The organism is Variovorax boronicumulans (genome assembly GCF_019352895.1).
Taxonomy (GTDB): domain Bacteria; phylum Pseudomonadota; class Gammaproteobacteria; order Burkholderiales; family Burkholderiaceae_C; genus Variovorax; species Variovorax boronicumulans_A.
Genome location: NZ_JAAAFX010000007.1, coordinates 223216 through 239964, shown reverse-complemented (window position 1 = coordinate 239964; position 16749 = coordinate 223216). Strand labels below are relative to the sequence as shown.

At 69.6% G+C, this 16749-nt stretch carries 20 protein-coding genes; 12 read left to right on the top strand and 8 right to left on the bottom strand.

What is annotated here, in order from left to right:
• The first annotated feature begins 163 nt into the window (after positions 1–163).
• Together K0H49_RS16090 and K0H49_RS16085 are read left to right on the top strand one after the other, a co-directional pair.
• Complete coding sequence (locus tag K0H49_RS16090; protein WP_257624912.1) at positions 164–724, top strand: sigma-70 family RNA polymerase sigma factor; 561 nt, start codon at positions 164–166, stop codon at positions 722–724.
• Positions 721–1377: a ChrR family anti-sigma-E factor gene (locus tag K0H49_RS16085; RefSeq protein ID WP_219214446.1), complete on the top strand. Its 657-nt coding sequence runs from the start codon at positions 721–723 to the stop codon at positions 1375–1377. Before K0H49_RS16090 ends, K0H49_RS16085 begins: the two co-directional genes overlap by 4 nt.
• A 36-nt stretch (positions 1378–1413) precedes the next feature.
• Here K0H49_RS16085 and K0H49_RS16080 read toward each other — a convergent pair whose 3' ends face one another.
• The 5 genes from K0H49_RS16080 to K0H49_RS16060 form a co-directional block, all read right to left on the bottom strand.
• A complete protein-coding gene (locus K0H49_RS16080; RefSeq protein WP_219214444.1) occupies positions 1414–1827 on the bottom strand; it encodes a DUF2177 family protein in 414 nt (137 codons plus the stop codon).
• A 76-nt stretch (positions 1828–1903) separates the two neighbouring features.
• Positions 1904–2533, bottom strand: coding sequence for a DUF6134 family protein (locus tag K0H49_RS16075; protein WP_219214441.1), 630 nt, complete (start codon positions 2531–2533; stop codon positions 1904–1906).
• Positions 2530–3330, bottom strand: coding sequence for a DUF1295 domain-containing protein (locus tag K0H49_RS16070; RefSeq protein WP_219214438.1), 801 nt, complete (start codon positions 3328–3330; stop codon positions 2530–2532). Before K0H49_RS16070 ends, K0H49_RS16075 begins: the two co-directional genes overlap by 4 nt.
• Positions 3327–3929, bottom strand: coding sequence for a DUF2878 domain-containing protein (locus K0H49_RS16065; protein ID WP_219214435.1), 603 nt, complete (start codon positions 3927–3929; stop codon positions 3327–3329). The genes K0H49_RS16070 and K0H49_RS16065 overlap by 4 nt, the downstream gene beginning before the upstream one ends.
• Complete coding sequence (locus K0H49_RS16060; protein ID WP_219214433.1) at positions 3926–4969, bottom strand: SAM-dependent methyltransferase; 1044 nt, start codon at positions 4967–4969, stop codon at positions 3926–3928. The genes K0H49_RS16065 and K0H49_RS16060 overlap by 4 nt, the downstream gene beginning before the upstream one ends.
• 105 nt (positions 4970–5074) lie before the next feature.
• Between K0H49_RS16060 and K0H49_RS16055 the strand changes: the two genes are divergently transcribed.
• The 4 genes from K0H49_RS16055 (at position 5075) to K0H49_RS16040 (ending at position 8892) form a co-directional block, all read left to right on the top strand.
• Entirely contained in the window at positions 5075–5971 is an 897-nt protein-coding gene (locus tag K0H49_RS16055; protein ID WP_257624911.1) for a transglutaminase family protein, read from the top strand.
• A 96-nt stretch (positions 5972–6067) separates the two neighbouring features.
• The gene (locus tag K0H49_RS16050) at positions 6068–6448 is read left to right on the top strand and encodes a VOC family protein (protein WP_219214429.1); all 381 of its coding nucleotides are present in this window, start codon (positions 6068–6070) and stop codon (positions 6446–6448) included.
• 249 nt (positions 6449–6697) lie between these two features.
• Positions 6698–8491 (top strand): nitrite/sulfite reductase, encoded by a 1794-nt coding sequence (locus K0H49_RS16045; protein ID WP_219214426.1) that lies wholly within the window; start codon positions 6698–6700, stop codon positions 8489–8491.
• Complete coding sequence (locus tag K0H49_RS16040; protein WP_219214422.1) at positions 8488–8892, top strand: DUF934 domain-containing protein; 405 nt, start codon at positions 8488–8490, stop codon at positions 8890–8892. Before K0H49_RS16045 ends, K0H49_RS16040 begins: the two co-directional genes overlap by 4 nt.
• A gap of 12 nt (positions 8893–8904) precedes the next feature.
• Here the strand turns inward: K0H49_RS16040 and K0H49_RS16035 are convergent, their stop codons facing one another.
• A complete protein-coding gene (locus K0H49_RS16035; RefSeq protein WP_219214420.1) occupies positions 8905–9711 on the bottom strand; it encodes a DUF7822 domain-containing protein in 807 nt (268 codons plus the stop codon).
• Positions 9712–9910: 199 nt separating this feature from the next.
• On the opposite strand from K0H49_RS16035, the gene K0H49_RS16030 reads away from it, so the two are divergent.
• From K0H49_RS16030 to K0H49_RS16010, 5 genes are all read left to right on the top strand, one after another.
• Positions 9911–10534 (top strand): phosphoadenosine phosphosulfate reductase domain-containing protein, encoded by a 624-nt coding sequence (locus tag K0H49_RS16030; protein ID WP_219214418.1) that lies wholly within the window; start codon positions 9911–9913, stop codon positions 10532–10534.
• Positions 10535–10559: 25 nt separating this feature from the next.
• Positions 10560–11510 (top strand): sulfate adenylyltransferase subunit CysD, encoded by a 951-nt coding sequence (gene cysD, locus K0H49_RS16025; RefSeq protein WP_219214416.1) that lies wholly within the window; start codon positions 10560–10562, stop codon positions 11508–11510.
• Positions 11510–12841 carry a sulfate adenylyltransferase subunit 1 gene (locus tag K0H49_RS16020; protein WP_219214413.1) on the top strand — a complete coding sequence of 444 codons (1332 nt, stop codon included), beginning with the start codon at positions 11510–11512 and terminating at the stop codon, positions 12839–12841. Before cysD ends, K0H49_RS16020 begins: the two co-directional genes overlap by 1 nt.
• A gap of 75 nt (positions 12842–12916) precedes the next feature.
• On the top strand, positions 12917–13246 hold the full coding sequence (gene fdxA / locus K0H49_RS16015) for a ferredoxin FdxA (protein ID WP_183026442.1): 330 nt from the start codon (positions 12917–12919) through the stop codon (positions 13244–13246).
• Positions 13247–13253: 7 nt separating this feature from the next.
• Positions 13254–14291: an NAD(P)/FAD-dependent oxidoreductase gene (locus tag K0H49_RS16010; protein WP_219214408.1), complete on the top strand. Its 1038-nt coding sequence runs from the start codon at positions 13254–13256 to the stop codon at positions 14289–14291.
• A gap of 9 nt (positions 14292–14300) precedes the next feature.
• On the opposite strand, the gene K0H49_RS16005 is transcribed toward K0H49_RS16010, so the two are convergent.
• Positions 14301–14738, bottom strand: coding sequence for a GNAT family N-acetyltransferase (locus K0H49_RS16005; protein WP_219214405.1), 438 nt, complete (start codon positions 14736–14738; stop codon positions 14301–14303).
• Between the two features lie 61 nt (positions 14739–14799).
• Positions 14800–15480 (bottom strand): TetR/AcrR family transcriptional regulator, encoded by a 681-nt coding sequence (locus tag K0H49_RS16000; protein WP_219214402.1) that lies wholly within the window; start codon positions 15478–15480, stop codon positions 14800–14802.
• A 102-nt stretch (positions 15481–15582) separates the two neighbouring features.
• Between K0H49_RS16000 and K0H49_RS15995 the strand changes: the two genes are divergently transcribed.
• Positions 15583–16713 (top strand): FAD-dependent oxidoreductase, encoded by a 1131-nt coding sequence (locus K0H49_RS15995; RefSeq protein ID WP_219214399.1) that lies wholly within the window; start codon positions 15583–15585, stop codon positions 16711–16713.
• Positions 16714–16749 lie beyond the last annotated feature (36 nt).

The following is a 16749-nucleotide window of genomic DNA, read 5'->3' as shown; positions in this document are numbered from 1 at the left end:
GGGCGGTTTGGATTTGCCGCACAGACCCTGTGATCTAATTCCGCCGGCGGTGCGTAGGAGCAGCATGAACACCGCCCGACAATCCTCGGCCCCTCTTCCGCACGGGAGTTTGCGGCGCGCGCCCTGGCTGTCGATCGTGACACTGCATCAGAGCCGGAGCCCGATGCCCACAAGCGAGGAACTGAACGGATGGGCCCAGGCGGTCGCGCAAAGCGGCGACCGGCAGGCATTCGCCGCGCTGTTCAAGCATTTCGCGCCGCGCGTAAAGTCCTATCTGATGCGCCTGGGCACCTCCGAGGGCCTGGCCGAAGAGCTGGCCCAGGAAGCCATGGTCAACGTCTGGCGCAAGGCGCAGAGCTTCGACGCCGGGCGCGCCAGCGCCTCGACCTGGATCTTCACCATCGCGCGCAACCTGCGCGTCGACCATTTCCGCCGCCAGGGCAATCGGATGGCCGAAGCCAGCGACGACGAGGAGATCGACCAGCCCGACCCGCTGCCGCAGCCCGATGTGCTGCTGCTCGTGCGCCAGCGCGAAAGCGGCGTGCGGGAAGCCATGGCGCAGCTGTCGGCGGAGCAGGCGCAGGTGCTGCGCCTGTCGTTCTACGAGGACCAGCCCCATGCGCAGATCGCGCGGGAACTGGGCATTCCCCTGGGGACCGTCAAGTCGCGCGTGCGGCTGGCGGTACACCACCTGCGCCGCCTGCTGGGCGGGCTCGAACCATGACGATTCAACACCATCCGGACGACGACCTGCTGCTGGCCCACACGGCCGGCCGGCTGGCGCTCGGTCCTGCCGTGCTCGTCGCCACCCATCTCGAGGGCTGCGCCCAGTGTCGCGAACGCGCCCGGCTGCTCGAAGCCGTGGGCGGCGCCCTGATCGACGATCTGCCGCCCGAGACCCTGGCGCCCGAGGCCCTGGCCCGGACGCTGGCGGCCATCGACGCGCCCCCGAAGGCGCCCCCGCCCCGCCCCGTCGCGGGCCGTCACCCTGCCCTGCCCCCCGGCATGGCCTGGCCGCGTGCCCTGCGCCGCGCCAACGCCTCGCCCTGGCGCTGGCTCGGCCCGGGCATGCGCTGGAGCCGGGTGACCCTGCCCGGCGACCCGAAGGCCAACGTGTTCCTGCTGCGCATCGGCGCCGGCAAGCAGTTGCCCGTGCACACCCACAGCGACTGCGAACTCACGCAGGTGCTGTACGGCACCTTCCACGACGGCCGCGCACTGTTCGGCCCGGGCGACTTCGACGAGGCCGACGGCAGCTTCCACCATCAGCCGACGGTGCAGGCCGGCGGCGACTGCATCTGCCTGGCCTCGGTCGAGGGCAAGGTGCTGTTTCAGGGCGCGCTGGCGCGCATGCTGGGCTCGCTGGTCGGCATGTGAGGCGGATCGGGCCCGCGTGCGGCGGGCCCCTCGAACTCAGCGCCCGCCGAAAGCCATCGTGAGCCGCGCCGCGGCCGCCGCCGACACCGCCGTCACGAAGGTGCCCCAGCAGAGGTCGGCGATGGTCACCTGCCACGACCAGTCCTTGAGCGTGGCCTGGTTGGTCAGGTCGTAGGTCGCATAGGCCAGCAGTCCGAGCAGCGCGCCGAAACCCAGCGCCGTGGCCCAGCGTCCGCTGGCCAGTGCCGGCATCACCGCGAACACCACCACGCCCGCGACGTAGATCAGATAGAACAGCACGGCCGGCCCGACCGTGAAGGGTTCGCGCATCAGCTGGCCGATGGCCGGGCGGTAGAGCCGGTCGGCCATGGTCGTGAGCCAGACGGCGTCGAGCGCCAGGAAGACCACGGCCGTGGCCAGGTAGGCGACGGCGGTTTGCCGGAAGGTCATGCGAAGCTCCTGCGCGTTGGAAAGAAGACGAGGCGCGATGGCCTCGCGCTGCTTACGCATCGGCCTCCGCCCCAGATCACTTGAGCCGGTACGTCAGCAGCCGTCCGCCCTCGAGCGTCGAATCGAGCCCGACCCACTCGCCCTGGGCCGAATACCAGACGTCGATCGGCTGCGGGGGCCCCTCGATGCGCCAGCGCGTGGCCGTCAGCGACTGCCCGCGCACCTCGATCGGCCCGCTGCCGAGCCGGCTCACGCGCACCGCCTCGGCCTTGCCGGTCTGGGCGTTGAGCAGGCGGCTCTGGCTGCGCATGGCCGGGTTCCAGTAGGCGAAGCTCATCACGCAGCCGGGCAGCCCGCGCACAGCCTGCGCCGCCCCGGTCTCGGCCGTCACCGACAGGCCGTCGGCGGCCGGCTCGGTGCGCACGCGGCTGACGGTGCCATCGTCGTCGGTGCTGGCGCTCAGGCTGTCGAGGCAGTCGCCGCGCCAGCGCTCGGTGGCCTGGTGCCGGTAGCGGTAGACCGTGAGGCCCAGCAGCTTGACGTTGAAGCGCGCATCGCTCAGCACCTCGCGCGCCTCGGCCGGGCCGCCGACCACGAAGCGATGCTCGCCGATGGGCTTGCCGTCGAGGAAGGCGGCGAAGTTGGATTCGGCGGCCAGCGCGCTGCCACCGACCGCGCACAGGCCGAGCACCAGCAGCCGCCTCATGGCGCGGGCCTCTTCCCACCGCCGCGCACCGGACCGGGCACGAAGGCGTTGATGCGCGCGATGTAGTCGCGGTAGGCGGGCCGGCGCTCGGCGATGTCCTTCTCGAGCAGCTTCACGCCCGAGACCTTGAGCAGCAGCACCGTCATGAGCAGCGGCGACACGATGCTCCAGGCACCGGCCCAGCCCGCGCCGGCCAGCGCCGCCAGCCACAGGCCCCACCAGATGCAGGCCTCGCCGAAGTAGTTGGGATGGCGCGTGTAGCGCCACAGGCCGCGGTCCATCACCTGGCCCTTGTGGGCCGGGTCGGCCTTGAAACGCGCCATCTGCGCGTCGCCGATGGCCTCGAAGACGATGCCGAAGGCGGCCAGCGCGAAGCCGACGCAGTCCAGCACGTTCAACGGCGGCGCAGCCGCGACCCCCGGCAGGAACGGCGCCGACACCACCCACGCCAGCACGGCCTGCAGCAGGAACACCAGGTACAGGCTCTTGAAGCGGTAGCCCGGCTGGTTGCGTTCGCGGATCGCCTGGTAGCGCCGCTCCTCGCCATGGCCCCAGTTGCGCCAGGTGATGAACAGGGCCAGGCGCAGCGCCCAGGCGCTGCCCAGCGCCAGCATCCAGAAGCCCCGCGCGCCGACGTCCGGCGTGAGCAGCGCATAGACCCAGCCCGCGCCGACGATCAGCAGCGCCCAGACCCGGTCGACCAGGCTCACGTCGTCGTGCCGCAGGCTCGCGAGCCAGGTCAGCACGGCCAGCGCCACGGTCAGCGCCAGGCCGGCAAAGGCGGTCGATGCGCTCATGGCCTGGCGCCTTCGGCGCGGACGCCATCGAAATGCATCGACAGCCGCACCAGCAAGGGCAGCACCCCGCCCCACACCAGCGCCAGCGTGAGCAGCGCCGGCACCGTGTGGACGAAGGCCGCGCCGCCCAGCCGGACGCCCGAGGAAAACGCGATCGGCCCGACGATGGCGCCCAGCAGCGCCGCCAGCCACAGGCGGGGCCGCAGCCAGCGCAGGCTGACGTTGAGCGCGATCGCGAACAGCCCCCACAGCGCCACCATCCAGTAGGGCGCGAAGTGCGGATCGGGCTGGCCCGAGGGGTAACTCACATGGCCCTGCAGCGCCACCACCGTCTCGACCGCGAAGCCGATCGCGCAGGCCAGCGCCACCAGCAGCGCCTCGCGGCACGGCCGTGCCGACACCGACAGGTGCCAGCAGATCACCGCCACCACGCACAGCGTGCCGGCCGGCGCCATGTGATGGGCGGCGCCGAGCACCGCGGCGAACCAGCCCAGCTGCGAGAGCGCGACATTGGCCAGCAGCACCGTGCGCGTGGGCCGGCCGGCCATGGCCGCCGGCGAGGTCGGGGTCGCCGCCATGGGGGCCAGGGCGGCCGTCATGCGCGCCGCTCGAACAGGTAGTGGCTGACCCACCAGCGCTGGCCCTCGTCGTAGCCGAAGAGTTCGGCCACCGACATGAAGAACAGCCGCCAGCGCACCCACCACACGTCGGCGTCTTCGCCGTAGGTCTCGCGGAACAGCGGCATCAGCGTGGCGCGGTGCTGGTCCATGTTGCGCAGCCAGGCCTCGGAGGTGCGCTGGTAGTGGGTGCCGTCCCAGCGCCATTGCTGCAGCAGCCGCAGGTCGTCCTGGCAGCGCAGCGGCAGGTCGTCGCTGGGCATCATGCCGCCCGAGAAGAAGTGGCGGCTCATCCAGTCGCTGGCGTCGCGCTCGACGAAAGGATACGGTGCGCCGCGGTGCGCGAACACGTGCATGAAGAAGCGGCCGTCGGGCCGCAGCCAGCGCGCCACGTTGGCGAAGGCCTGCGGCCAGTTGCGCAGGTGCTCGAACATCTCGACCGACACCACGCGGTCGAAGCGGTCGGCGGTGTCGAACTGGTTGATGTCGCGGGTCAGCACGCGCACGTTGGCAAGCCCGCGGCGTTTCGCCTCGGCCTCGATGTACTCGCGCTGCGAATGCGAGTTCGACAGCGCCGTGATGCGACTGCGCGGGTAGTGCTCGGCCATCCAGAGCGTGAGCGAGCCCCAGCCGCAGCCGAGTTCGAGCACCACCTGGCCGTCGACCAGCCCGGCGCGTTCGCAGGTGGCGGCCAGCGCCGCCGCCTCGGCATCGGCCAGCGTCTCGACGCCCTCGGCCCAATGGCAGCTGCTGTATTTGCGGTGGGTGCCCAGCACCGCGCCGAAAAAGGCGGCCGGCACCTCGTAGTGCTGCTCGTTGGCCTTCTCGGGCAGCGGCGCCAGCGAGGCCGCCTGCAGCTCCTGCACGAAAGCCTGCTTGAGCGCGGCCGATGCTTCGGCGTCGTCGTCCTGCAGTTCGACCAGCCGCTGCGTCAGCAGGCGGCGAATGCCGATGCGCACCAGGCGATCGGGCACCAGGCCCCGTTCGACCGAACGGATGGCGACTTCAGTGGCTTGCGGCATGCGCGTGTCCTCGTTGGGTGGCACCTCGATGGGGTGCCGCTGTGGGCTATACGCAGCAAAGTCCCAACTGGATCAACGTCACGTGACACGCGCAGAATGCAGCGCATGCCCATCCGCTACGACATCACCCACACCACGGTCTACCGCTACAGCACGCCGGTCACCTTCGGCGAGCACCGCGTCATGTTCCGTCCGCGCGACAGCCACGACCTGCGGGTGCTGGCGACCGACCTGCAGGTCAGCCCCGAGGCGATCGTGCGGATGATCCAGGACCCGCATTCCAACTCGGTGGCGCTGGTCCAGCCGATCCAGCCGGCGCTGGAACTGCGGCTGGTGGCCTCGTTCACCATCGAGCGTGCCGACGTCACGCAGGACCTCTCCCTGCTCTCGCCCTCGGCCGAATTCCTGCCCTTCGCCTACTCGCTGCAGGACCGGCTCGACCTGGAGCACTACCTGCGCCCGCACCACGACGACCCCGAGGGCAAGCTGATCGCCTGGGCGCACCAGTTCTTCCGCCACGACGGCCCGACCGGCACGCGCGACCTGATGGGGCGCATGAACCAGCACATCAACCAGAACTTCCGCTACGAGACGCGGGAGGAGGAAGGCACGCAGACGCCGCTGCAGACCCTGGCGCTGGGGGGCGGCAGCTGCCGCGACTACGCGCTGCTGATGATGGAGGCCATGCGCCGCCTGGGCGTGGCGACGCGCTTCGTCTCGGGCTACCTCTACGACAGCGCGCTCGACGTCAACGCCCCCGGCAGCGACGGCGCCATGACCGGTGCCGGCGCCACCCACGCCTGGCTGCAGGCCTACCTGCCCGGCGCGGGCTGGGTGGCCTACGACCCGACCAACAACCTGCTGGGCGGCAGCCAGCTGATCCGCGTCGGCGTGGCACGCGACCCCGCCTTCGCCGCCCCCGTGTCGGGCAGCTGGTTCGGCGACGCAGACGCGTATGTCGGCCTCGAGGCCTCGGTGCAGGTCAAGCGGCACGCCAGCTGACCCGCCACGGGCAAACGCAACAGGGTGCCTGTCCTACGTCGGCGGCGCGCATTCGGCGCTGCAATCGCCTCCCGGAATTTCCGGAAGGAGACCGCCATGCTCGCCAACAAGGAAACCATTGCCAACCTCGCCGTCAAGGACATCGAGACGGCGCGCCGGTTCTACGAGGACACGCTGGGCCTGACGCAGGTCGCATCCGAATGCGAAGACGTGCTGACCTTCCAGAGCGGCGCCTCGCAGTTCTTCGTCTACCGCTCCGATTTCGCCGGCAGCAACCAGGCCACCGCCATGAGCTGGGCGGTCGGCGAGGAGATCGAACAGATCGCGAAGACGCTCGCCGCCAAGGGCGTCCGCTTCGAGCACTACCCGGACATGCCGGACACGCAGCTCGAGGGCGACGTCCACCACTCGCAAGGCATGCGCATCGCATGGTTCAAGGACCCGGACGGCAACATCCTGAGCCTGGTGAGCGGCTGAGCCGGCGCGCCCCCGCTTCGGGCGCCGTACGATCCTGCCCTGCAAACCGGCCCGGGTGCACCGGTCGGGCCACGAATTTTCCTTATCCAGAAACGGGCTTGAAAGGTCCGGAAACCCGCATGGGCGCTGGCGCATAAACTTATCCATATAAGCCGCGAACCAAAAAATAGTTGGTTTCCGTGCCGTGCCCTCCTACAGTCCCGGCTTCTTGGTGGCGCTGGACGCACCGCACTTCAAGACTTTCACACGATGTACCAATACACAGATTTCGATCGCCAGTTCGTGCACCTGCGCGCGGCGCAGTTTCGCGACCAGCTGGAACGCTGGCAGGCCGGCAAGCTTCCGGAGGACGATTTCCGTCCGCTGCGGCTGCAAAACGGCTGGTACGTCCAGCGCTATGCGCCGATGCTGCGCGTGGCCGTGCCCTACGGCGAGCTCTCGAGCCGCCAGCTGCGCGTGCTGGCCCGCATCGCCCGCGAATACGACGAGCCCGAGGCGGCCGTCTACCAGAAGGCGATCGAGACGCAGGGCAAGCTGGGCTCGCTCAAGCTGCCCACGCACTACGCGCACTTCACCACGCGCCAGAACGTCCAGTACAACTGGATCCCGCTGGCCAAGAGCGCCGACGTGATGGACCTGCTGGCCTCGGTCGACATGCACGGCATCCAGACCAGCGGGAACTGCATCCGCAACATCACCAGCGACGAGCGCGCCGGCGTGGCGGTCGACGAGGTGGCCGATCCGCGCCCCTTCGCCGAAATCATGCGCCAGTGGAGCACGCTGCACCCCGAATTCGCCTTCCTGCCGCGCAAGTTCAAGATCGCGATCACCGGCGCCACCGAAGACCGTGCCGCCACCGGCTGGCACGACGTGGGCCTCAAGCTGATCCACGACGAGGCCGGCGCACTGGGCTTCCGCGTGCAGGTCGGCGGCGGCATGGGCCGCACGCCGATCATCGGCACCGTGCTGCGCGAGTTCCTGCCCTGGAACCAGGTCATGAACTACCTCGAGGCGGTGGTGCGGGTCTACAACCGCTACGGCCGGCGCGACAACATCTACAAGGCCCGCATCAAGATCCTGGTCAAGGCCGAGGGCCAGCGCTACATCGACGACGTCGAGGCCGAGTACAAGCAGATCCTCGAACACGACGGCGCACCGCACACCATCACGCAGGCCGAGTACGACCGCGTGGCCGCCTCCTTCGTGCCGCCGACGCTGGCCACCCGCGTGCTGCAGAGCGCCGAGCAGACCGACGCCGCGCTGCGCCAGCAGGCCGCCGACGACGTGCAGTTCGCGCGCTGGCTGGCGCGCAACGTGGCGCCGCACCAGAACCCCGCGCTGCGCTCGGTGACGCTGTCGTTCAAGCGCCTCAAGCAGGCCCCGGGCGATGCCTCGGCCGACCAGCTCGACACCGCGGCGCAGCTGGCCGACCGCTTCAGCGCCGGCGAAGTGCGCGTGACGCACGACCAGAACCTGCTGCTGCCCTGGGTGCATGCCGAAGACCTGCATGCGCTGTGGCTGGCCGCGCGCGAGGCCGGCTTCGCCAGCGCCAACGTGCACCTGCTGACCGACATGATCGCCTGCCCCGGCGGCGACTTCTGCGCGCTGGCCAATGCGCGCTCGATCCCGATCGCCGAGGCCATCACCGAGCGCTACCAGGACCTCGACGAGCTCGACGACCTGGGCGAGATCGACCTGCACATCAGCGGCTGCATCAACTCCTGCGGCCACCACCACAGCGGCCACATCGGCATCCTGGGCGTCGACAAGGACGGCAAGGAGTGGTACCAGGTCACGCTGGCCGGCTCCGACGGCTCCGACCTCAGCGGCCCGGCCCAGGCCGGCAAGGCCGTCGGCCCCTCGTTCTCCGCCGCCGAAGTGCCCGAGGTGATCGAGGCCGTGCTCGGCGCCTACCGCGACAACCGCAAGGTCATCGACGGGAAGAGCGAGACCTTCATCGACACGCTGCGCCGCGTGGGCCACGACCCGTTCAAGGCCGCGGCCAACGGTGCGCGCTTCAAGGCCGAAGAGGTGGCAGCATGAGCCAGACCCTGAAACTTCTTGCCACCGAAGACCACGTCGACGACGGCGATCCGCGCGTGCTGCAACTGGCCAACGATGCCGACCCGCAGGCGATCGAGGTCTGCCTGCAGGACATCGACCGCATCGACCTGCACTTCCCGAAGTTCACCGACGGCCGCGCCTACAGCCAGGCCTTCCTGCTGCGCCGGCGCATGGGTTTCAAGGGCGACATCCGCGCCACCGGCGACGTGCTGATCGACCAGCTGGTGCAGATGGAGCGCACGGGCTTCACCAGCGCCGTGCTCAAGGAAGGCGTCGACGCCTCGGCGGCGCAACGCCAGTTCAAGCGCTTCTCGGCCTTCTACCAGGGCGATGCTGTGCATGTCGCGCCGCACTTCGCGGACGGCACCCAGGGCGCCTGAAAAAGCCCGCGTTCAGCCGCGCTGCGCCTCCTCGAAGGCGGCGCGGTCGAACAGCTCGAAATACAGCACGTCGGACCACTGCAGGCCCAGCGGGTCCTCGGTGGCGCCGCTGCGCGTGCTGTCGCAGTCGTCGTCCAGCCGCAGGCCGAAGAAGGCATCGAGCGGCGCGTCCTGTTCTTCCAGCAGCGCCGCCTGCAGGCGCCGCGCGGCCTGGGCGATGTCGTCCGGCAGCGCGTCGAGCGCCGCCCCCGCAGCGATGCAGCGGGCGATCTCTTCTTCCACGCAGCCGCGCAAGCCCTCTTCCGTTTCCTCGGACATGCAGTCGAGCTCGACGGTTTCCAGCAGCAGGCAGGCGTCGCGATGGGCTTCGAGGAAGGCCATCGTCTCGTCGAGTCCGGCCAGCAACTGCGCGGTCGCCACGGGCTGCGCGACCGCGGCGACCGGCGCCGCTTCGGCCTGCGGCGAGACGAAGCGCTTGAGGCGCTCCGCCAGCGTCGGCGCCTTCGGCACCGGGGGCGGCGCGGGCAGGGGCGGCAGCGTGACGAGATGGCGAACGATCGCGATGAAACGCTGCACGCGTGCAAAGCCCGCGTCGAAGCCGCTGCCGATTGCATGCAGCCGGATCTTCTCTTCGGGCGTGTCGCCTTCGAGGCCGTCGGAGATCAGCGAGGCACAGAGCTGCGGATCGCCGGACATCAGCAGCCGGTACATGAAGGGCACGTCGTAGGGCCACTCGGACAGGCCCGAGATCGTCTCCGGGCGGTCCGCGTAGGAGGCAGGACGGTTGCTCAGGCTGTAGAGATAGGAACGGTTGGCCATCGGGTGCGAGCGGTTGGATGCGGTGCTTTCATTCTAGGGAGCACCGCTGTGCGCCTTATCCGGATCGGCCGCCAAACCGCGCCGCAACCCGCATGGTTGTTGGGGCATTTGCTTATCCGCATGAAGCGCGAACAAAAAGATCGTTTGTTTTCATAAGGCCTCTGCCTAAAGTTCAGGCCTCCACCGACATCTTCGCCCTATGAGCAGCATCGACCTCGCACACGTCAACACCGAACTTGGCCGCAATGCGCCCGGCCTCGTGGACTGGGCCCTCGGCCTGGGCCAGCCCGCGATCATCACCACCAACTTCCGGCCCTTCGAGGCCGTGATCCTGCACCTGGTCACGCGTGCGAAGCGCGACGTGCCCGTGGTCTGGATGGACAACGGCTACAACACCGAGGCCACCTACCGTTTTGCCGACGAAGTGACGAAGCAGCTGGGCCTGGACCTGCACATCTACCTGCCGCGCCGCTCGCGTGCGCACCGCGAGGCCGCGGACGGCCCCACGCCCGCGCTCGACGACCCGCGCCATGCGGCCTTCACCGAAGAAGTGAAGCTCGAGCCCTTCGCCCGAGCGCTGCGCGAGACCGCGCCCAAGGTCTGGTTCACCGCGCTGCGCGCCACCGACACGGCCGTGCGCGCGCAGATGGACCCGGTGAGCATCAACCCCGATGGCCTGATCAAGGTCGCGCCGCTGCTGCACTGGTCGTCGAAGGAACTGTACGACTACTGCGAAGCGCACGGCCTGCCGAACAACTTCGACTACGTGGACCCGACCAAGGGCGAAGACAACCGCGAGTGCGGCCTGCACATCTCGCACTGACGACATCGCTCCCTCCGCTCCCACCATGAACGCCCGCACCGACATCGACATGCTGCAACCCACGCACACAGCCCCGCGCCTGTCCAACACGCACCTCGACGCGCTCGAGGAAGAAGCGATCTTCATCCTGCGCGAAGTGGCCGCGGCCTTCGAGCGCCCGACCCTGCTGTTCTCGGGCGGCAAGGATTCGCTGGTGCTGCTCAAGTGCGCCGAGAAGGCCTTCGGCACCGGCCGCATCCCCTACCCGCTGCTGATGATCGACACCGGCCACAACTTCCCCGAAGTGACCGACTTCCGCGACTTCCGTGCCAAGGAACTGGGCGCCGAGCTGATCGTGCGCAGCGTCGAGGACTCGATGGCGCGCGGCACCGTGCGCCTGGCCCACCCGGGCGAGTCGCGCAACGCGCACCAGTCGGTCACGCTGCTCGAAGCCATCGAGGAATTCCGCTTCGACGCGCTGATCGGCGGCGCGCGCCGCGACGAGGAGAAGGCGCGCGCCAAGGAGCGCATCTTCTCGCACCGCGACGCCTTCGGCCAATGGCAGCCCAAGGACCAGCGCCCCGAACTCTGGACGCTGTTCAACACGCGGCTGGCACCGGGCGAACACTTCCGCGTGTTCCCGATCTCCAACTGGACCGAGCTCGACGTCTGGCAGTACATCGAACGCGAGCAGGTCGCCCTGCCCTCGATCTACTACACGCACAAGCGCGAGGTGGTCGAGCGCCGCGGCCTGCTGGTGCCGGTGAGCCCGCTCACGCCGGCACGCGACGGCGAGACCGTCCAGACCCGCGACGTGCGCTTCCGCACCGTGGGCGACATCACCACCACCTGCCCGGTCGAGAGCCTGGCGGCCGATGCCGGCGACGTGGTGCTGGAGACGCTCACGGTCGACGTGAGCGAGCGCGGCGCGACGCGCATGGACGACATGACGTCCGAAGCCTCCATGGAAAAACGAAAGAAAGACGGTTACTTCTGATGAGCGCGACGATTGCTACCCCTGTGAATACCGACGTCCACGCCGACACCGGCGCCGCGCTGCGCTTCATCACCTGCGGCTCCGTCGACGACGGCAAGAGCACGCTGATCGGCCGCTTGCTGGTCGACAGCAAGACCGTGCTGCAGGACCAGCTGGCCGGCGTGCAGCGCGGCGGCGAGACCGACCTGGCGCTGCTCACCGACGGCCTGTCGGCCGAGCGCGAGCAGGGCATCACCATCGACGTGGCCTACCGCTACTTCGCCACGGCGAAGCGCAAGTTCATCATCGGCGACGCGCCGGGCCACGAGCAGTACACGCGCAACATGGTCACGGCCGCCTCGAGCGCCGATGCAGCCGTGGTGCTGGTCGACGCGACCAAGCTGGCCTGGGCCGCGGAAGTGGGCGACGGCGAAGTGGTCAAGGGCGAACTGCTCGCGCAGACGCGCCGCCATGCGCTGCTGTGCCACCTGCTGCGCGTGCAGTCGATCGTCTTCGCGGTCAACAAGCTCGACGCCATCGCCGATGCCGAACTGGCCTTCGAGCGCATCTCGAACGCACTCCACGCCTTCGCCGAGAACGCCGGCGTGCAGGTCGCGGCCATCGTGCCGATCTCCGCGCTCAAGGGCTGGAACGTGGTGTCGGCGCACCCCGACTGGTGCGGCTACCAGGGCCCGGCCCTGCTCGAGCTGCTCGAGGGCCTGCCGGTCACCGCGCAGGACGAGGACGTGCCCTTCGCCTTCCCGGTGCAATGGGTGGAGAAGTTCTCTTCTTCCGCCGACACCTCGCAGGGCCGCCGCGTGTTCTGGGGCCGGGTCGCGAGCGGCCACGTGGAGCCGGGCCAGCGCGTCACCGTGATGCCCAGCGGCCAGAGCGCGACCGTGGCGCAGGTGCTGGGCCACACGCGCCAGCCCAAGGCCGTGCATGCGGGCCACAGCGCGGGCATCGTGCTCGACCGCGAACTCGACGTGTCGCGCGGCGACTGGCTGCTGGCGCCCGACGCCTTCACGCCGGTGCGCGAGATCACCGCCACGGTCGCCTGGCTCGACGACGAGCCGCTGGTGCCGGGCCGTATCTACTGGGCACTGCAGGGCCACCGCTGGGTCAAGGCCAAGGTGGCGCGTATCGTCGACCGGGTCGACATCGCCACGCTCGAATCGAAGCCCGCGGCGCAGCTGGAAGCCAACGCCATCGGCGACGTGGTGCTCGCGCTGCAGCAGCCGCTGGCGGTGCTGCCGTTCACGCGTTCGCGCGCCCTGGGCTCGCTGGTTCTGGTCGACACGGCCAGCCACAAGACCTCGGCCGCGGTGCTGATTCGCCCTGCCCTCGGCTGATCCCCCCGCAACCCCCCTAAAATGCGGGGTTTCCCCCGATTTCAATTGACCGAGCACCCTCGGCAACAGACCCTCATGACCCACGTCGTCTCAGAAAACTGCATCCGCTGCAAATACACCGACTGCGTCGACGTGTGTCCCGTGGACTGTTTCCGCGAAGGCCCCAACATGCTGGTGATCGATCCGGACGAATGCATCGACTGCGCCGTCTGCATCCCCGAATGCCCAGCCAACGCGATCTTCGCCGAGGAAGACCTGCCGGCAGATCAGCTCGCCTTCATCAAGCTCAACGCCGAACTCGCCCTGGCCGACGGCTGGAAGAGCATCACCAAGCGCAAGGCGCCGCTGCCCGATGCCGACGAGTGGAAAGACAAGCCCAACAAGGTCGCCGAGCTGGTGAAGTAAGGCGTCGATGACGCCCGCCGCATCGGCCGTGCCGACCCCACCGATCGAGACCGACGCGCTGATCGTCGGCGCCGGCCCGGTCGGGCTGTTCCAGGCCTTCCAGCTGGGCCTGCTCGAGATCCGCAGCCACATCGTCGACACCCTGCCCCACGTGGGCGGCCAGTGCGTCGAGCTCTATGGCGACAAGCCCATCTACGACATCCCCGGCACGCCCGCGACCACCGGCCGCGGCTTGGCCGATGCGCTGCTCGCGCAGGTCGCGCCGCTGCAACCGGTGATGCACCTGGGCCAGCAGGTCGCGTCGTTGGCGCGCGAGCCCGATGGCCGCCTGCGGCTGGGCACCAGCACCGGCACCGAGTTCCTGGCCAAGACCGTGTTCATCGCGGCCGGCGTGGGCGCCTTCGTGCCGCGCCGCGTGACCATCGAGGGCATCGAAGCCTTCGAGGGCACCAAGCTTTTCTATCACCCCTCAGACCTGAGCCGTTTCACCAGCCAGTCGGTGGTGGTCCAGGGCGGCGACGATGCCGCGCTCGACACCGCCCTGGCCCTGGTCGATGTGGCTGCCGAGGTCACGCTGCTGCACCGCCGCGACGGCTTCCAGGCGGCCCCCGCCAAGGTCGCCGCGCTGCGTGCGCAGATCGCCGCCCGCGCGCTGCGCTTCGTGGTCGGCCAGCCTTCGGGCTTCGACGGCACCGAGCTGGAAGTGACCTTGCCCGACACGCAGGTGGTCGCGCGCCCCATCGACGCGCTGATCGCCTGCCTGGGCATCTCGCCGCGGCTGGGCCCGATCGCCGACTGGGGCCTGGAACTCGAACGCAAGCAGGTGCCGGTCGAGACCGTGGGCTACCAGACCCGCGAACCCGGCGTGTTTGCGGTGGGCGACATCAACACCTACCCGGGCAAGCGCAAGCTGATCGTCTGCGGCTTCCACGAGGCCACGCTGGCCGCCTGGGCCGCGACCGCCATCGTGTTCCCGGGCAAGGCCGTGCCGCTGCAGTACACCACCACCAGCACCCGGCTGCACGAGCTGCTGGGCGTCGGCTGAACGGCGCGCTCAGGCCCGCTTGACGAAGCGGACCTGGCCGTCGTCCTGGAGGCCGTCGTCGGTCCAGCCCAGGTGGCGATAGAAGCCGTTGGCCCGCACGGCCAGGTCGCTGTCGGTGACCAGCCAGAGCTCCTTGCAACCGCGCGCGAACAGCCATTGCTCGGCTTCGGCCATCAGCAGCCGGCCCAGCCCCCGGCCCTCGCAGCCGTCGCGCACGAACAGCGCAAAGACGGTCGCATCGGCCGCATCCGCCATCGCGAAGGCCAGCACCCGGCCTTCTTCCTCGGCCACCCAGCCGCGCCCGTCGCCTTCGAGCATGCCCGACAGCGTGTCGGGCGTGACGCCGATCTCGGCCAACTCGGCCATCGACATGTGGTTCTCGCGCACCCCGGTGCGGACTTCGAAGACGGCGGGGATGTCGGCGGGAAGGGCGTGGCGGATCTTCATGCGGCAAGGGCCTGGGTCGGGAACAAGGGACGCCGATCGTACGGGAACCCTCGCATCGGCCTCAGCGGCCGTGCGCTGAGGCAATGCCGTCGAGGATCACGTCGATGCCGGCCAGATAGTCGGCCCGGTCGTCGTGCGTCGCCAGGCGGGCGGCGAAGCTGCGCGTGAAGGCAAAGTCGTCCGGGTCGAGCGCCAGCCACCGGGCCGACGTCGCCGCGAGGAATTCGTCCCGGTCGACACCGCGCGTGCGAGCGAACTGCCCGTTGGCCGCGTTCTGGCTGCCCACGCCCAGGATGTAGTTCAGCAGCACCGACACCGTCGCCCACTGCGCCGCCTCCGGCACGCCCAGCGCGCGGACCTGCTGGCCGATGCGCTCGAGGATGCGCACCATCGGCAGCTGCCCCAGCGCCGCCGCCAGGGCCGAGCCGACCCAGGGATGCAGGTCGATCGCGTCGAACATGGCCAGCGCCAGGTGGCGGATCGAATCCCCGGGCGTTTCGCCGACGGTGCAGCCGGCCAGCGTGCGCGCGACGATGGCGTCGCAGGCCGCGTTCAGCAGGTCGTCCTTGTTCGCGACATGCCAGTAGAGCGCGCCCGGGCCGGTGGCGAGCCGCTCGGACAGGCTGCGGAAGGTCAGCCCGCCCTCGCCGCTGCTGTCGAGCAGTTCGATCGCTGCTTCGATGATGCGATCGCGCGAGAGCGATTCCTCCCGCCGCGGGGTGCTGGTTTTCTTGGGCGCCATGCCGCATCTTGACACAAATGGAATGTTGTTCCAATATTCATGGAATGACGTTCCATAGACCGATGGAGCGTCCCTTGAAACGCATTTCCCGAAGGAATCCCCATGCATCCCCCCATCGCGATCGTCGGCGCCGGCCTGGGCGGCCTGGCGCTGGCGCGCGTCCTCCACGTGCACGGCATCGCCGCCACGGTCTACGAAGCGGAGGCCTCGGCCGACGCGCGCACCCAGGGCGGCCTGCTCGACATCCACGAACACAACGGGCAGCTCGCGCTCAAGGCCGCGGGCCTCTACGAGCAATTCCTCGGCCTGGTCCTCCCCGGTGCCGACGCCAAGCGCGTGGTGGACCTGCACGGTCGCATCCTGATGGCGTGGCCGGGCAGCGGCACCCGGCCCGAGGTCGATCGCGGCGCATTGCGCCGGCTCCTGATCGACGCGCTGCCGCCCGGCACCATCCGCTGGGGCCAAAAGCTCAAGGCGGTCTCGCCGCTGGGCGAAGGGCGTCACCGGCTCGACTTCGCCGACGGCACCAGCATGCACACCGACCTGCTCGTGGGTGCCGACGGCGCCTGGTCCAGGGTGCGGCCGCTGTTGTCCGCCGTGCAGCCCGCCTATGTCGGCACCGCCTTCATCGAGACGCATCTGCTCGACAGCGACACGCGGCACCCCGCCAGCGCGCAAGCCGTCGGCGACGGCACCTTGATGGCGGTCGCGCCGGGCCAGGGCATCCTGGCGCACCACCATGCCAATGGCGCGCTGCAGACCTACGTGTCGTTGAACCGGTCCGAGGACTGGATCGCAGGCCTGGACTTCTCCGATCCGGCATCGGCACTGGCCCGCGTCGCTGGCGAGTTCGAGGGCTGGGCACCGGCGCTGAAGGCGCTGATCACCGACGGCGACACCGAGCCCGTGCTGCGTCTCATCCATGCGCTGCCGGTCGGCCACCGCTGGGATCGCGTGCCCGGTGTGACCTTGCTCGGCGACGCGGCCCACCTGATGTCGCCCTTTGCCGGCGAAGGCGCCAACCTCGCGCTCTACGATGGCGCCGAACTGGGCCAGGCCATCGCCGCCCATCCCGGCGACATCGAAGCGGCGCTCGCAGCCTATGAACGCGATCTCTTCCCCCGCAGCGCCGACGTTGCCGCCGAGACCGACCGGAACCTCCGGCTGTTCTTCGACGACAACGCGCCCGGGAGCGTGGTCGACCTGTTCACCCGGTACCGCTCCGGCCAGTAGCCGCCTCAGCGGGCACGGCGTCCTCGAACGCCGACG

Coding starts and splice junctions, on each gene's coding strand:
- K0H49_RS16020 (WP_219214413.1), top strand. CDS start 11,510: ATGAGCGCGACGATTGCTACCCCTGTGAATACCGACGTCCACGCCGAC.
- K0H49_RS16085 (WP_219214446.1), top strand. CDS start 721: ATGACGATTCAACACCATCCGGACGACGACCTGCTGCTGGCCCACACG.
- K0H49_RS16040 (WP_219214422.1), top strand. CDS start 8,488: ATGAGCCAGACCCTGAAACTTCTTGCCACCGAAGACCACGTCGACGAC.
- cysD (WP_219214416.1), top strand. CDS start 10,560: ATGAACGCCCGCACCGACATCGACATGCTGCAACCCACGCACACAGCC.
- K0H49_RS16060 (WP_219214433.1), bottom strand. CDS start 4,969: ATGCCGCAAGCCACTGAAGTCGCCATCCGTTCGGTCGAACGGGGCCTG.
- K0H49_RS16090 (WP_257624912.1), top strand. CDS start 164: ATGCCCACAAGCGAGGAACTGAACGGATGGGCCCAGGCGGTCGCGCAA.
- K0H49_RS16080 (WP_219214444.1), bottom strand. CDS start 1,827: ATGACCTTCCGGCAAACCGCCGTCGCCTACCTGGCCACGGCCGTGGTC.
- K0H49_RS16065 (WP_219214435.1), bottom strand. CDS start 3,929: ATGACGGCCGCCCTGGCCCCCATGGCGGCGACCCCGACCTCGCCGGCG.
- K0H49_RS15995 (WP_219214399.1), top strand. CDS start 15,583: ATGCATCCCCCCATCGCGATCGTCGGCGCCGGCCTGGGCGGCCTGGCG.
- K0H49_RS16075 (WP_219214441.1), bottom strand. CDS start 2,533: ATGAGGCGGCTGCTGGTGCTCGGCCTGTGCGCGGTCGGTGGCAGCGCG.
- K0H49_RS16000 (WP_219214402.1), bottom strand. CDS start 15,480: ATGGCGCCCAAGAAAACCAGCACCCCGCGGCGGGAGGAATCGCTCTCG.
- K0H49_RS16005 (WP_219214405.1), bottom strand. CDS start 14,738: ATGAAGATCCGCCACGCCCTTCCCGCCGACATCCCCGCCGTCTTCGAA.
- K0H49_RS16030 (WP_219214418.1), top strand. CDS start 9,911: ATGAGCAGCATCGACCTCGCACACGTCAACACCGAACTTGGCCGCAAT.
- K0H49_RS16070 (WP_219214438.1), bottom strand. CDS start 3,330: ATGAGCGCATCGACCGCCTTTGCCGGCCTGGCGCTGACCGTGGCGCTG.
- K0H49_RS16045 (WP_219214426.1), top strand. CDS start 6,698: ATGTACCAATACACAGATTTCGATCGCCAGTTCGTGCACCTGCGCGCG.
- K0H49_RS16010 (WP_219214408.1), top strand. CDS start 13,254: ATGACGCCCGCCGCATCGGCCGTGCCGACCCCACCGATCGAGACCGAC.
- K0H49_RS16050 (WP_219214429.1), top strand. CDS start 6,068: ATGCTCGCCAACAAGGAAACCATTGCCAACCTCGCCGTCAAGGACATC.
- K0H49_RS16055 (WP_257624911.1), top strand. CDS start 5,075: ATGCCCATCCGCTACGACATCACCCACACCACGGTCTACCGCTACAGC.
- fdxA (WP_183026442.1), top strand. CDS start 12,917: ATGACCCACGTCGTCTCAGAAAACTGCATCCGCTGCAAATACACCGAC.
- K0H49_RS16035 (WP_219214420.1), bottom strand. CDS start 9,711: ATGGCCAACCGTTCCTATCTCTACAGCCTGAGCAACCGTCCTGCCTCC.